The sequence below is a fragment of the Pseudomonas sp. PA-7-1E genome, from assembly GCF_021605325.1.
GTDB classification, from domain to species: Bacteria; Pseudomonadota; Gammaproteobacteria; order Pseudomonadales; family Pseudomonadaceae; genus Aquipseudomonas; species Aquipseudomonas fluorescens_BV.
Genome location: NZ_WKFA01000020.1, coordinates 21,096 through 36,025, shown reverse-complemented (window position 1 = coordinate 36,025; position 14,930 = coordinate 21,096). Strand labels below are relative to the sequence as shown.

General features: G+C 62.4%; 11 protein-coding genes. 6 read left to right on the top strand and 5 right to left on the bottom strand.

Features of this window, described 5'->3' with window-relative positions:
• Positions 1 to 31: 31 nt before the first annotated feature.
• The 5 genes from GIW79_RS15125 to GIW79_RS15105 all read left to right on the top strand — a co-directional run bounded on the left by GIW79_RS15125 (position 32) and on the right by GIW79_RS15105 (position 5,283).
• On the top strand, positions 32 to 1,225 hold the full coding sequence (locus GIW79_RS15125) for an SfnB family sulfur acquisition oxidoreductase (RefSeq protein ID WP_236455064.1): 1,194 nt from the start codon (positions 32 to 34) through the stop codon (positions 1,223 to 1,225).
• The gene (locus tag GIW79_RS15120) at positions 1,225 to 2,583 is read left to right on the top strand and encodes an LLM class flavin-dependent oxidoreductase (RefSeq protein ID WP_236455063.1); all 1,359 of its coding nucleotides are present in this window, start codon (positions 1,225 to 1,227) and stop codon (positions 2,581 to 2,583) included. Before GIW79_RS15125 ends, GIW79_RS15120 begins: the two co-directional genes overlap by 1 nt.
• Before the next feature lie 138 nt (positions 2,584 to 2,721).
• Positions 2,722 to 3,537, top strand: a complete 816-nt coding sequence (locus tag GIW79_RS15115) for a MetQ/NlpA family ABC transporter substrate-binding protein (RefSeq protein ID WP_054896665.1) — start codon at positions 2,722 to 2,724, stop codon at positions 3,535 to 3,537.
• Positions 3,534 to 4,649 carry a methionine ABC transporter ATP-binding protein gene (locus tag GIW79_RS15110; protein WP_236455061.1) on the top strand — a complete coding sequence of 372 codons (1,116 nt, stop codon included), beginning with the start codon at positions 3,534 to 3,536 and terminating at the stop codon, positions 4,647 to 4,649. Before GIW79_RS15115 ends, GIW79_RS15110 begins: the two co-directional genes overlap by 4 nt.
• A complete protein-coding gene (locus tag GIW79_RS15105) occupies positions 4,639 to 5,283 on the top strand; it encodes a methionine ABC transporter permease (RefSeq protein ID WP_003187635.1) in 645 nt (214 codons plus the stop codon). Before GIW79_RS15110 ends, GIW79_RS15105 begins: the two co-directional genes overlap by 11 nt.
• Before the next feature lie 2 nt (positions 5,284 to 5,285).
• Here GIW79_RS15105 and GIW79_RS15100 read toward each other — a convergent pair whose 3' ends face one another.
• Positions 5,286 to 6,389 (bottom strand): hypothetical protein, encoded by a 1,104-nt coding sequence (locus GIW79_RS15100; RefSeq protein WP_200584337.1) that lies wholly within the window; start codon positions 6,387 to 6,389, stop codon positions 5,286 to 5,288.
• A 176-nt stretch (positions 6,390 to 6,565) separates the two neighbouring features.
• Between GIW79_RS15100 and GIW79_RS15095 the strand changes: the two genes are divergently transcribed.
• Positions 6,566 to 7,192, top strand: a complete 627-nt coding sequence (locus GIW79_RS15095) for a class I SAM-dependent methyltransferase (protein ID WP_060772801.1) — start codon at positions 6,566 to 6,568, stop codon at positions 7,190 to 7,192.
• Positions 7,193 to 7,300: 108 nt separating this feature from the next.
• On the opposite strand, the gene GIW79_RS15090 is transcribed toward GIW79_RS15095, so the two are convergent.
• From GIW79_RS15090 to GIW79_RS15075, 4 genes are all read right to left on the bottom strand, one after another.
• Positions 7,301 to 9,490 carry a glycoside hydrolase gene (locus tag GIW79_RS15090; RefSeq protein WP_236455058.1) on the bottom strand — a complete coding sequence of 730 codons (2,190 nt, stop codon included), beginning with the start codon at positions 9,488 to 9,490 and terminating at the stop codon, positions 7,301 to 7,303.
• Positions 9,491 to 9,708: 218 nt separating this feature from the next.
• The gene (locus GIW79_RS15085) at positions 9,709 to 12,774 is read right to left on the bottom strand and encodes an efflux RND transporter permease subunit (RefSeq protein WP_032894148.1); all 3,066 of its coding nucleotides are present in this window, start codon (positions 12,772 to 12,774) and stop codon (positions 9,709 to 9,711) included.
• Positions 12,771 to 13,841, bottom strand: a complete 1,071-nt coding sequence (locus GIW79_RS15080; RefSeq protein WP_197900302.1) for an efflux RND transporter periplasmic adaptor subunit — start codon at positions 13,839 to 13,841, stop codon at positions 12,771 to 12,773. The genes GIW79_RS15085 and GIW79_RS15080 overlap by 4 nt, the downstream gene beginning before the upstream one ends.
• On the bottom strand, positions 13,838 to 14,920 hold the full coding sequence (locus tag GIW79_RS15075; protein ID WP_034125475.1) for an efflux RND transporter periplasmic adaptor subunit: 1,083 nt from the start codon (positions 14,918 to 14,920) through the stop codon (positions 13,838 to 13,840). Before GIW79_RS15075 ends, GIW79_RS15080 begins: the two co-directional genes overlap by 4 nt.
• Positions 14,921 to 14,930: the final 10 nt, after the last annotated feature.

Genomic DNA, 14,930 nt, shown 5'->3' with positions numbered 1-14,930 from the left:
AACACTTTTCCACGAGCTTCTGGAGAAACTCATGACCCTTTCTCACCCCGTCGCGGTCATCACCAGCGACGAACAAGCGCTTATTGTCGCCAGCGATCTTGCTGAAGACTTGCGCCGCGACAGCGCCCAGCGCGACCGCGAACGCCGCCTGCCATTGCCCGAACTGGACGTGTTTTCCCGCTCTGGCCTGTGGGGCATCAGCGTGCCCAAGGCCTACGGTGGCGCGGGCGTGTCCAACGTCACCCTGGCCAAGGTCATCGCACTGATCGCCCAGGCCGATGGCTCGTTGGGCCAGATTCCGCAAAACCATTTCTATGCCCTCGAAGTACTGCGCGTGAACGGCAGCCCCGAACAGCAGCAACGCCTGTACGCCGAGGTGTTGGCCGGCCAACGCTTTGGCAACGCCTTGGCGGAGCTGGGCACCAAGACCGCCCACGACCGCATTACCAGCCTCACCCGCGACGGCGACGGTTTTCGCATCAACGGGCGCAAGTTCTACGCCACCGGCGCGATCTACGCCCAGCGCATCCCCACTTCGGTGGTGGATGCAAATGGCGTGCAGCAACTGGCCTTCGTACCGCGTGACAGCGAGGGACTGACGGTGATCGACGACTGGAGCGGCTTCGGCCAGCGCACTACCGGCAGCGGCTCGGTAGTGTTCGACAACGTGTGGGTCGCGGCGCAAGACGTGGTGCCGTTCCAGAGCGCTTTCGAACGCCCGACCACCGTCGGCCCGCTGGCGCAGATCCTCCACGCAGCCATCGACACCGGCATCGCCCGCGCGGCCTTTGAGGACGCCTTGCATTTTGTGCGCACCAAGACCCGCCCATGGATCGACGCCGGCAACGACAAGGCCACCGAAGACCCGCTGACACTCAAGAGCTTCGGCCACCTGAGCAGCCGGCTGCACGCCGCCGAAGCCTTGCTGGAACGCTCGGGTGAATTCCTCGACCGCGCCCAGGCCGACAGCAATGCCCAGACCGTCGCCGCAGCCTCCATCGCCGTTGCCGAAATACGCGCCCTGAGTACCGAAATCTCCCTGGCGGCCGGCAGCACCCTGTTCGAACTGGCTGGCAGCCAGGCGACCCTGGCCGAACACGGCCTGGACCGCCACTGGCGCAACGCCCGGGTGCACACCCTGCACGACCCGGTGCGTTGGAAATACCATGCGGTCGGCAACTACTACCTCAACGATGAAAACCCGCCGCTGCGGGGGACCATCTGATGAGCAAAAAGAAAATCCTGCTCAATGCCTTCAACATGAACTGCATCGGGCACATCAATCACGGTTTGTGGGCTCATCCACGGGACAACTCGACCGAGTACAAGACCCTCGAATACTGGACTGAACTGGCGAAGATCCTGGAGCGCGGGTTGTTCGACGGTTTGTTCATCGCTGATATCGTCGGCGTGTATGACGTGTATCAAAACTCCATTGACGTGCCCCTCAAGGAGTCGATCCAGCTACCGGTCAACGACCCGCTGCTGCTGGTGTCGGCCATGGCCGCCGTCACCCAGCACCTTGGCTTCGGCCTCACCGCCAACCTCACCTACGAACCGCCGTACCTGTTCGCCCGGCGCATGTCGACGCTGGATCACCTGAGCCGTGGCCGGGTGGGTTGGAACATTGTCACCGGCTACCTCGACAGCGCCGCCAAGGCCATGGGCCTTACCGAACAGGTCGAGCATGACCGGCGCTACGACCAGGCCGATGAATACCTGCAGGTGTTGTACAAGCTCTGGGAAGGCAGCTGGGAAGACGACTCGGTGCGCAACGATCGCCAAGCGCGGGTGTATGCGCAACCGGGCAAGGTGCACAAGGTAGAGCACCACGGCGAGTTCTATCAGGTGGAGGGTTACCACCTGTGCGAGCCCTCGCCGCAGCGCACGCCGGTGCTGTTCCAGGCCGGCAGTTCCGAGCGCGGCTTGCTGTTCGCCGGGCGGCATGCCGAGTGCGTGTTTATCAGCGGGCAGAACAAGGCCGCGACCAAGCGCCAGGTGGACAAGGTGCGCGCCAGCGCAGTGGAGGCTGGGCGCAACCCGGACGACATCAAGGTGTTCATGGGCCTGAACGTCATCGTTGGCGCCACTGAAGCGTTGGCCTGGAACAAGCACGCCGAGTACCTCAGCTACGCCAGCGCGGAAGCCGGCGTGGCGCACTTCTCGGCCTCGACCGGGATTGATTTTGCCCAGTACGCGTTGGACGAACCGATCCAGTATGTCAAAAGCAACGCGATCCAGTCGGCCACCCAGAACCTGCAGAACAACGACTGGACCCGGCGCAAATTGCTTGAACAGCACGCCTTGGGCGGGCGCTATATCACCCTGGTGGGCTCGCCTGAACAGGTGGCCGATGAGCTGGAATCCTGGATCAGTGAAACCGGGCTGGATGGTTTCAACCTGACGCGCATTGTGACGCCGGAGAGCTATGTGGATTTCATTGAGCTGGTGATACCGGAGCTACAACGACGGGGCTCGTACAAGACGGAATATGCGCAGGGAACGCTGCGGGAAAAAGTCTTCCACGACACGGCTCGCTTACCCAACCAACACACCGGCTCTACCTACCGCCACATTGTTTGATCGTTCCCACGCTCCGCGTGGGAATGCCTCTTGGACGCTCTGCGTTCGCTTGTGGGACGCGGAGCGTCCCTGGCGGCATTACCACGCGGAGCGTGGGAACGATCTCGCTACCTAAGACCTTATGACTGGAAAACCACTATGAAAAAGACATTCCTAAACCACCCAGTCAAAGCACTGGCCCTGGCCTTCGGCTTATTCAGCTCGGCGGTATTTGCCGCCGACGCCCCGCTGAAAATCGGCACCACCGCTGCCTTCGCCATTCCGCTGGAAGCCGCCGTAGAAGAGGCCGGCAAGCAGGGCCTGAAGGTCGAACTGGTGGAGTTCACCGACTGGATCGCGCCCAACGTCAGCCTCGCCGCCGGCGATATCGACGTGAACTACTTTCAGCACATCCCCTTCCTTGAAAACGCCAAGGCCGCCGCCGGGTTTGACCTGGTGCCGTATGCGCCAGGCATCATCAATAACGTCGGGCTGTATTCGAAAAAGTACAAAAACTTCAACGAACTGCCCGCAGGCGCCAGCGTGGCGATTGCCAACGACCCGATCAACAGCGGTCGCGGCCTGCAACTGCTGGCCAAGGCCGGGCTGATCACCCTCAAGCCGGGCGTGGGCTACAAAGCCACCGAAGAAGACATCGTCGCCAACCCGAAAAACATCAAGATCCTGCAAGTGGAAGCGGTGCAACTGGTGCGCGCCTATGACGACGCTGATCTGGTGCAGGGCTACCCGGCGTACATCCGCCTGTCCAAGACCTTCGATGCCGAGTCGGCACTGTTGTTCGACGGCCTCGATCATCCGGAATACGTGATTCAGTTCGTCATCCAGCCCAAGAGCAAAACCGACCCACGGGTGATCAAGTTCGTCGATATCTACCAGCACTCGCCAGTGGTGCGTGCGGCTTTGGACAAGTCCCTCGGCAAGCTCTACCAGGTCGGCTGGGAAGCTAAACCATGAGTGCCGCCAACGCCCGATTGCACGATCTGGTCCCTGCACCCAGCCACGCCGAACAGACTGAACTGCACCCGGACTTGAACCGCGCCCATGTGCGGTTCATCAACCTGGGCAAAACCTATGACGGCACGGTGCACGCGCTGCAGGGCATTGACCTGGCGATCCAGCGTGGCGAAGTGTTCGGCATCATCGGCCGCAGCGGGGCCGGCAAGTCATCGCTGATCCGCACCATAAACCGCCTGGAACAACCCAGCAGCGGGCGTGTGCTGATCGACCAGGTGGACATCGGCAGCTTCGATGAAGACCATCTGGTGGCGCTGCGGCGACGCATCGGCATGATCTTCCAGCACTTCAACCTGATGTCAGCCAAGACCGTGTGGCAGAACGTCGAGTTGCCGCTCAAGGTCGCCGGTGTACCCCAGGCACAACGCGCACGAAAGGTGCATGAACTGCTGGAGCTGGTAGGCCTGCAAGACAAACACAAGGCGTACCCGGCGCAGCTGTCCGGCGGGCAGAAACAGCGCGTCGGCATCGCCCGCGCGCTGGTGCACGACCCCGAGATTCTGCTGTGCGACGAAGCCACCTCGGCCCTCGACCCGGAAACCACCCAGTCGATCCTCGGCCTGCTGCGCGAGATCAACCAGCGCCTGGGCCTGACCATCGTGCTGATCACCCATGAGATGGCGGTGATCCGCGACATCTGCGACCGCGTGGTGGTGCTGGAGCACGGGCGTATCGTCGAGCAGGGCCCGGTGTGGCAGGTGTTTGGCGATCCGCAACATGAGGTCAGCAAGACCCTGCTCGCACCGCTGCAACACGGCTTGCCGCCAGAGTTGCAAAGCCGCCTGCAACCCACGCCAGCCTCGGCCGACGCCGCACTGGTACTGCGCCTGCAGTTCACCGGCAGCGACACTCTGGAGCCAGACCTCGCGGCACTGTTCAGTGCCCTCGGCGGCCGTGTGCGTTTACTGCAAGGCGGCGTGGAACGCATCCAGGGGCATGCCTTGGGGCAACTGCTGCTGGCGGTGAATGGATCGCCGCACAACGCCGAAGAACTGCGCAAACGCGCGGCCAATTGGGCACAACAGGTGGAGGTGCTGGGCTATGTGGTTTGATCGTTTAGTGCAGGGCGCCATCGACACCTTGTTGATGGTGGGGGTGTCGTCGCTGATCGCGCTGCTGGTGGGCATTCCGCTGGCGGTCTTCCTGGTCACCAGCGACAAGGGCGGCATCTACCAGGCACCGGCCCTTAACCGCGTGCTGGGAGCGTTCGTGAATCTGTTCCGCTCCATTCCGTTTCTGATCCTGATGGTGGCGCTCATCCCGTTCACGCGCCTGATCGTCGGCACCACCTATGGCGTCTGGGCGGCAGTGGTACCGCTGACCATCGCCGCCACGCCGTTCTTTGCACGCATCGCTGAAGTGAGCTTGCGCGAGGTCGACCATGGCCTGATCGAAGCAGCGCAGGCCATGGGTTGCCGTCGCTGGCACATCATCTGGCATGTGCTGTTGCCAGAGGCGTTACCCGGCATCGTCGGCGGCTTCACCATCACCCTGGTGACCATGATCAACTCATCGGCCATGGCCGGGGCGATCGGCGCCGGTGGCCTGGGCGATATTGCCTACCGCTATGGCTACCAGCGCTTCGATACGCAGATCATGCTCACGGTGATTGTGCTGCTGGTGGTGCTGGTAGCGGTGATCCAGCTGAGCGGGGACCGATTGGCGCGGGTATTGAACAAGCGCTGACGTCACGGGCACTCATCCAGTTGGGCAACGCTGGCACGGGGCACGAAGGTGATGGTTTTTTCCTTGGCCTGCCAGGGCCGCACGATGTAGCTGCCATCCGAGTCGGCCATCACTCGCAGTTTTACGCTGCGCTTGGGGTTGTCGGTGTCTACCAGCGCGCCGGGGACCTTGGCCTCTGCCGCCCAGGTCATCAACGTACAAACGCGCCCTCCCGAGGCGGAGCCTTGCAGCGGCAGGCCACCCAACTTGGCCCCGCTCGCCGGGATCAGCCCGAGTAAAACGATGAGCGCAAAGGCCGCCATCGAGGCGAACGCAACCGGGTTTTTTTGATCGCGCATGCGCGCCACCAGACAGGCGGCGCTCCCCTGGATCAAGACCAGCACGCCCAGTTCGGCGGCCATGAACGGCGCAAAGAACACGGCGCTATCGGAGTACTCGCTGAAGGCGCGGGAGACCGGCACCGTCACCATCAAAATGACCATCATTTGAACGACCCCGGCGCCAGCACTGGCCAGCCAGAACTCGCCGGTCAGCTCACGCAGGGCAACATCGGCGGGCCGGGCACGAATGATGATGCCGACATAGGCCACTATCGCCGCCATGAATGCGACGATCCAGCTGAAGGTCAGCCAAAACCCACTTTCGGCGTTCACAGACAGGTATACAGCGGACATCCAGAAAACACCCATTACGACCAGACTGACAGTCCAATGCCCCAATAAGCGCCTATGCTGGGCCGTCTCTTGGGGCGACTGCGGGCGGAGATTGAGTTGATCACTCAGGCGCACACCCGCGCAGTTCAGGCGCGTGAACAAGATGAAGGTAGGGATCAGGATCGACGCGCCCATCATGCCGATCACAAATACCAACATGGCGAACATCGCCGGCAAGGCAGTGAACGCCGACGCCGACAAGATACTCAGCGGTACCTGTTCGACCTGGATGTACTGGTACAGGTACAAGCCAGCCACCGAGAGAATCCCCACCGTCAGCGGCCAGGCACGCTCATTGAGCCAGAACAGCCCATTGCTCAATCTTGTGGCGTATTGGTCGACCTTGTTCGCTGCGGTGTCGCTGCCAACGGGTGAACGTTTTTCCTCTTCCATGGATGTGTAGCCCTCTGCAAATGAGGGCCGAATCTTACCCACAATTTCCCGTGGCGGTCTGTCGGATGCGCGCACTGCGACCGCCGTGAAGTGCCCTACAGCGGATACACGGTTTTCAACTGATGAATGGGCCGGGGTATAGTCCCCCTACCTCAGCCGCAGCCGTGCGCCATGCCATGAAACTTGCTCCCGACGACCTCAACCAGATCACCTCCACCACCCTGGGCCACTACAACAAGGTGGCCGAAGACTTCCGTGAAGGCACCCGCGATCACGATGTGAGCCAGAACATCGACGCGCTGCTGCGGCATATCCAGGGCACGCCGCCATTCACTGTGCTGGATTTCGGCTGTGGGCCAGGGCGGGATTTGCAGACGTTTACGCGCATGGGGCATATCGCCGTTGGCCTGGATGGCTCCGAGCGTTTTGCGCAGATGGCCCGCGAAGACAGCGGCTGTGAGGTGCTGCAGCAGGACTTTCTCAAGCTGGACCTGCCCGCCGAACGCTTCGATGGGGTGTTTGCCAATGCTGTGCTGTTTCATATTCCCAAGCAGGAGTTGCCCCGAGTGCTCAAAGAGCTGCACGGCGCGTTGAAGCCTGGGGGCGTGCTGTTCAGCTCCAACCCTCGGGGTGAGAACCAAGAGGGCTGGAATGGGCCGCGGTATGGCTCTTATCACGACCTGCAGGCGTGGCAGGCCTTGCTGACCGCGGCAGGGTTTGAAGAGTTGGAGCATTACTACCGGCCGGCCGGGTTGCCGCGGGAACAGCAGCCTTGGTTGGCGAGTGTGTGGCGTAAACTTTAGTACTGCATCGCCTGTACCTGCCTCATCGCAGGCAAGCCAGCTCCCACCTTTGGAATGCATTCCCCTGTGGGAGCGGGCTTGCCCGCGATGGCGCCGTAACGGGCAGCGTTATTTCACCTGATACACCACCGGCTCCTCCCCCTCCACAAGCACCGTCACACTGCGCCCGGCATACCCCTGTTTTTCCACCGCCGAGAAATTCGCCACCAGCCGCGTCCCATCGGCGAAGGTGGTTTGCTGCAGCTGTTTGTCCACCGTCAGCCAACGGAAACCAGTCATTTCCTGGGTCGCCAAGCGCTGGTGCAACGGCCGGAAGAAGCGGTCCTGGCGCTGAATAATCGGCAGCCGCGCCTTGAGCGTCGCAGCACTGAGGTGGTACAGCGGCGGCACGTTGTAGAGCAGTTGGGTCAGTTCATTGTCGCCCTGCACATTGCTCAGTTTGAGGCTGTCGAACAGCCAATGATGGGTGGTGATCACCGAGCCGTGGAACACCGCCTGATACAACGGCAGGCGCATCGTCGGTTCGAAATACAGCGTGCGAAACGGCTCCTTCAACGGCACCGATTTGAAGAACACCGCCGGTTGCTCCGTGGGGTACCAGTTGCCTACGAAGTACGGCGACTGCGGGTCATGGGTCATCTCGCGGTCACCCCAGCCGATCACCGGGGTCTGCATGCCGTGGGCAAACAGGATGCCTTGGGCGGTGATCGCGTTGCCGTCTTCGGAGCCTGTGACCAGCTTCGGCACGGTGTTGATCCAGCGGGAGGCGTCGATATTGCCTTCGGCGTTTTGTGCCTGGGTCATGCTGGCGTTGCTGCGATAGCTGTCGAACAGCATGCTGGTGGCGTAAGCATCGAGAAACCAGGCATTGAAGCCAGCCTTGGCGTGTACCGCCTTCACCCGCGCCTCCAGCAGCGGCCGGACACACCGCGGGTCGGTGTAATGGCCGGACTTCTGGAAACCGGTTTTCAGCTTGCCGTCTTTCAACACGATCGCGCAGTCGCGATAGGCCTTGGCGCCCAAGTGGGCAGTGGTCCAATCGGGGTTTTCGGTGGCGGACAGGGCCGTTTCATAGGAGTCGTAAGGCGCCATCAGAAAACCGGCTTCCACCCCCGCGCGAATCGCTTCGGGATGCCAGAGGCCACCCTCCCAACCTTCGCCCAAGGTCAGCAGAAGACGCTGCAGCCCGGCGTCGCGCAGGGTTTGAATCGTGCTACTGCCCCAGGTTTGCGGGCTGTCACTCAAGGCCCCCGCAAAGTCCACGGCCAGTTCACTGCGCAGCTCACCATAGCGGGCGGCAAGGCGGGTCATGTCGGGCTCTTCCACCTGCCAGGCCTGCCGGGCCTTGGTGTTGATCGCCGCGTTGAGACCGCGCAGCAGCACGGTTTGCTCATAGCGATTCAAGGGAGTGGACTGCGCCAGCAGCTGTGCGCTCTCTTTGTCTATCAGCGTCTTGAGTTCATGGCTGCGCAGCCGTTTGATCAATGTTGGCCAATCACGCACATCGCCCAGAGCCAGCAGGCCGTTGTCCCAGAGGTACACATGGCTGGCGCCCAGCAGCTTCTGGGCTTCGGGTGTTTGCCGCAGCTTGTCCGCCAACGGTTCATAGCGGCCCTGCTCCACCAGCCACTGGCGGTAGCGCTTGGCGCCAGCCAATGGGTCGGCATCGCCCAGGTACAGCCGCAGCGTCATCGGCGCATCAGGCGCCAGCGAGGTGAATTCATGGGCCGCGGAGAGGGCCAGGCCGTTGCCGTCGGCTTGCCATTGCAGGCGGTTGTTGTAGGGGTTGGTCAACAGCCAGTTCAACGTGAAGGCACCGTGATCCACGCCCCACAGCGGCAGGCTCAGGTCCTGGGTGGTATTGAGCTCACCCCGCTCCAGCAGAAACGCCTTCCAGATCGCATTGCCGGCAGGCACGTAATGCCCCTCGGCCAAGGGCCAGATCAACCCTCGCCCCACGGCCTCGGCAGGCTGGCGCAGCAGGGCCAGTTCACCGGCCGCGCGGGCGTTGATGGTCAGGGCCAGGTCACGCTGTTGCAGGCGGGCGCTCAGGCGATAGGCGCCGTTGTCCCATTGCCAAGTGGCTTGGTCAGGCGTGTTTTGCAATTGGCTGACGGCATGCGCGGCCACACCGCTGGATGCCTGCACCGAAGCCTGGCCTGCGGGTGTCACGCGCAGCGCCAGGGTGGCGGGGTCGAGTTCGACGCGCCAAAAGGCGTTTTCCAGTACGGTGGCGGCGAAGGCAGGCGGTGCAAGGAGCAACGCGCAAAACAGCAAGGTGAAACGCAGGCACTGCATGAGGACCGACCTGGGTTTGGAATGAGGACCAGAGGGTACAACATGCAAGGGTCAGCCAGGACGACGTCGGGATTTTTCAGAAGCTTCACACAGCCTCAGTCAGTTAAGGCTCTTTTGTAGGAGCGAGCTTGCTCGCGAAAAACTCACAGGCGCCGCGTTTACTCAGGAAGCACGCGTTATCGTTGACGTTTTTCGCGAGCAAGCTCGCTCCTACAGAATTAATCCTGTTGTGGCTGATGTTCCTGTTTCGGCTCGCGGATCTTGTACCAGGCCACATACAGCGCCGGCAGAAACAGCAACGTCAGCAACGTCGCAATGATGATCCCGCCAATCATCGCGTAGGCCATCGGCCCCCAGAACACCTCTCGTGCAATCGGGATCATGCCCAGGCTCGCCGCCGCAGCCGTCAGCAGAATCGGCCGGCGCCTGTGCTCTGTGGCTTCCACCACCGCATCCCACGGCGTGTAGCCGGCCTCTTCGTACTCGTGGATCTGTGTGACCAGAATCACCGAGTTGCGGATGATGATGCCGATCAGCGCCAGGATCCCCAGGATCGCCACAAAGCCCATGGGCGTTCCCGTGGGGATCAACGCCAGCACCACGCCGATCAGCCCCAGTGGCGCGACGCTGGCTACCAGGAACATCTTCTGCACGCTGTGCAACTGGATCATCAGGAAGGTGGCCATCAGGAACAGCATCAACGGCACCACCTTGGCGATAGGTCCCTGAGCCTTGCCACTTTCTTCCACAGTGCCACCGGTGGCGACTTTATAGCCCACCGGCAAGCCTTCGCTGAATTTCTCGATGGTCGGCGCCAACTGCTTGACCAGGTCGGTCGGCTGCATCTCATCGCGCACCGCGGCCTTGATGGTAATCGTCGGCTTGCGGTCACGACGCCAGACCAGCGGCTGCTCCAGTTCGTAACGCACCGTAGCAAAGGCCAGCAATGGAATCGAGGTGCCGTTGGGCGTAACGATCTGCAGGTTCTGCAAGGTTTCCGGCGTACCGCGCTCGGCATCCTCGGCGCGGCCGACCACGTTGATCAGGTAGATATCGTCGTGCACCTGGGTCACCGCCGCGCCGCTGACCACGCTGTTCATCAACTGCGCCACGTCTTCCGACGAAAGCCCCAGTTGCCGCGCCTTGTCTTGGGCGATGTCGACGCGCAGCACTTTGCCCGGCTCGTTCCAGTCGTAGATGATCTCGCCCAGGTGGGTGTTCTGATCCAGCAAGGTCGCCAGTTCAATGGCGTGTTTGCGCACCTGGTCGATGTCTTTGCCGGACACGCGGTACTGGATCGGCCGCCCTACCGGCGGGCCCATTTCCAGCGGCTGCACGTAGCTGCCGATACCGACAAAATCATCGCGCAAGCGTTGTTGCAGGCGGGCGATCAGGGCGCCACGCTCTTCCAGGCCCTTGCTCACAATCACCAGTTGCGCGTAGTAGGGGTTTTCCAACTGCTGGTCCAGCGGCAGGTAGAAACGGATCGCGCCCTGGCCGATGTAGGTGCTCCAACGGGCGATATCGGGGTCGTCCTTGATGATCGCTTCGAGGCGGTCTACCGCCTTGCGCGTCTCGTTGATCGAGGCGTTTTGCGGCAGGTTCAGGTCGACGAGGATTTCCGGACGGTCCGACGACGGGAAGAACTGGTTCTGCACAAATTGCATGGAAAACACCGAGGCCACGAACAGCGCCACGGTGATACCAATCGCCCACCAACGGTTGCGCATGGCCCACAGCATGCCGCCATTGAAGGCCCGGCCAATGCGCCCTGGCTCGGCGTTGTGCGGTTTCACATTGGCGCTGAGGATATGCACGCCGATCACCGGCGCAAACAGCACCGCCACCACCCACGACACCAGCATCGCCACGGCAATCACCGCGAACAAGGTAAAGGTGTACTCGCCCGCCGAACTGGCGTTGAGGCCAATCGGCACGAAGCCGGCCACGGTCACCAGCGTGCCGGTGAGCATCGGGAAGGCCGTGGAGGTATAGGCGTATGTCGCCGCCTGTTCCTTGGTTTCGCCTTTTTCCAGGCGCGTGATCATCATCTCCACGGTGATCATCGCGTCATCCACCAGAAGGCCGAGGGCGATGATCAATGCGCCCAGCGACACGCGCTGCATGGTGATGCCGCTGTATTCCATGAACACGAACACCAGCGCCAGCACCAACGGAATCGAGCACGCCACCACCAACCCGGCGCGCATGCCGAGGCTGATAAAGCTCACCACCAGCACGATGATCACCGCCTCGAACAACGCGCTGGTAAACCCGCCGACGGCTTCTTCCACCACTTCGGCCTGGTCGGACACCTTGTGCACGCCGACGCCCACCGGCAGGTCGGCGGTCAGCTCGTCCATGCGCCCGTGCAGGGCCTTGCCGAACGACTGGATATTGCCGCCCTTCTGCATGGCGATGGCCAAGCCAATCGCCGGTTTGCCGTTGAAGCGGAACATCGGCCGCGCCGGGTCCACATAGCCACGGCTGATGTCGGCAATATCCGCCAGCCGGTAGAAACGGTCATTGAGGCGCAGGTTGACGTTGGCCAGGTCTTTCTCCGAGGCGAACTGCCCGGAGGTGCGCACCGAAATCCGCTCCGGCCCAGCCTCGATCACCCCGGCCGGCGTTACCGCATTCTGCGATTGCAGGCTTTGCACGACCTGGCGCTGATCAATCCCCAGGGCCGCGAGTTTGCGCGTGGAGAAATTCAGGTAGATCACTTCGTCCTGCTGGCCGATCATTTCGACCTTGCCCAGCCCCGGTACCGAACGGATTTCGGCGCGCACCTGTTCCACGTAGTCACGCAACTGGCGCATCGACAGGCCATCGCCGGTAAAGGCATACACCGAGCCGAACACGTCACCGAACTCATCGTTGAACGATGGCCCCTGCAAGCCCTGGGGGAAGGTCCCACGAATGTCATCGATCTTTTTGCGGACCTGGTACCAGATCTCCGGGATGGCCTTGGCACTGGTGGTGTCCTTGAGGAACACGAACACCGTGGACTCGCCGGGCCGGGTGTAGCTTTTCACATAGTCGAGAGAGTCGAGTTCCTCGAGTTTTTTCTCGATACGGTCGGTGACCTGCTTGAGGGTTTCTTCCTGGGTCGCGCCCGGCCAGCGGGTCTGGATCACCATGGTCTTGATGGTGAACGACGGGTCTTCTTCACGGCCCAGGTTCATGTACGAGAACACGCCCATCAGCAGCGCGACGAACATCAGGTACCAGACGAAGGACTGATGCTTGAGGGCCCAGTCGGATAAGTTGAAGCTCCCTTTCATCGCGGGCTGTCCTCGTCGATTTTGACTTTTTGCCCAGGTTTCAGGCTGTTCACGCCGGCGGTGACAATGCGCTCGCCGGGTTTGACGCTGCCATTGAGCAAGGCGCTGTGAGCATCACGGCTGATAACCGTGACCTCGCGGAATTGCACGGTCTGGCTCTGGGTGTCGAGCAGCCAGATACGGGTCTTGCCGTCGACTTCCTGCAAGGCGCTCAGGGGCAGTTCGATACGCGGGGCGATGGCGGTGCTCAAAGTCACGCTGATTGCCGTGCCCAGGCGGAACGCCGGCGGGGTTTCGGCCAGGCTCAGGCGTGCGCGACGGGTGCGCGTGGCGCTTTGGGCCTGAGGCTCGATCTCACGCACCACGGCAGTGGTGTGCACGCTGGGGTCCAGTTGGCCAGCGACCAGGAACACCACATCGGCAGGCAAGCGTTCAGCCAGGCCGGCGGGCAGGTCGATCACCGCTTCCTTGATGTCCGGACGGGCCAGGGTCACTACCTGCTGGCCGGCGCTGACCACCTGGCCGGCTTCGGCATTCCAGGCGGTGACGATGCCGGCATGGTCGGTACGCAGTTCGGCGTAGTTGAGCTGATCCTTGGCCTGGTTGACCGAAGCACGGGCCTGGTCGAGGGTCGCCTGGGTGGTTTTCAGGTCGGTCTGGGCCACATCCAGCTGGGCCTGGGCGCCGACGCCACGGTTGAACAGCTCCTGTTGCCGCCGAGCGTTGGCCTGGGCGTTGATGAACTGCGCCTGTACGCGCGCCAGGTCGCCCTGGGCAGCGCGCAATTGGTTCTGCTGGTCGGTGGGGTCAAGCACGGCGAGCAGGGCGCCCTTCTCCACTTCGGCGCCGACATCCACAGCGCGACGGGCGATGCGGCCCGGCACACGGAAACCCAGGTTGCTTTCATAGCGGGCCTGGATGGTGCCGGCGAAACGACCGAGGTTTTCCTGGTCTTCAGCCTTCACTTCCATGGACAGCACCGGGCGTATGGGTTCGGGCGGCGCCTCTTCCTTGGAGCAGGCCATCAGCAACAGGCTGGCGGCGACAATGAGCGTCAATTGCTTCATGGCTGCGCTCCGGGTTGGGCGATCTCGACGACCATGCCGGGGTGCAGCAATTGCCCACCGGCTATCACGACTTTTTCACCGCCTTTGAGGCCCTCGCCGATGATCACTTTGCCGGTGAGGTAGCGCGCCACGGTGACCTTGTGCAACTGCGCCTTGCCTTCGCCGTCCACCAGCCACACGGCTGGCTCGTTGAGGTCTTTGGTCAGCGCTGACCAAGGCAGCTCGATGCTCGCCTTGGCCGGGCCATTGGCGGTGGCGCTGACCACCGACCCCAGTTCCATGCCCTTGGGCAGGCTTTGCAGGGCGATCTTCACTTGCACGGTGCCGGTATTGGCGGCCACGGCGGGCGTGACTTCGCGGACTTTGCCCACGGCCTTGATGCTCGGGTTGTCCAGCAGGCTCACCGTAATCGGCGCGTCGGGCGGCGGCTCCACCAGCAAGGACTCATACACGTTGAACACGGCGTCACGTTCGCCATCGCGGGCGAGGCTGAAGATCGGCACGGTGGCCTGTACCACTTGGCCGACTTCGGCCTGGCGCGCCGTGATGATCCCCGGGGCATCGGCAATCAGCGAGGTGTAGCCCAATTGTTCGCGGGCATTGGCCAACTGCGCCTGGGCGGCGGCCAGGGCACTTTGGCTGCTGCGCAGCGCGGCCTGGGCGGCGTCATATTCGCTGCGGCTGGTATAGCCTTTGGGCAGGAGTTTTTCCTGGCGCACAAAGGCGGCGGCGGTCTGCTTGACCCGCGCCTGTTCGGCCACGACCTGGGCCTGGGCCGAATCGACGTTGGTTTGCAGGTCCTTGGGGTCGAGCTTGGCCAGGACTTGCCTGGCTGTGACGCGGTCGCCCACGTCGACCATGCGCTGGATGATCTTGCCGCCCACGCGAAAGGACAGATCGGTTTGCACCCGCGCCTGGATATCACCGGTCAGCGTCACCGCCGCGGCGAAATCCGCCGACTGCACGGTTTGCACGAACACCCGTGAATGCTGCTTGGGCTCGGCTTTGTCCTGGCCACAGCCGCTGAGCAGCGCCAGGAGGCCAAGGCTGAAAATAAATGTCGAGGTGCGACCGCCCATGCAGGCTCCT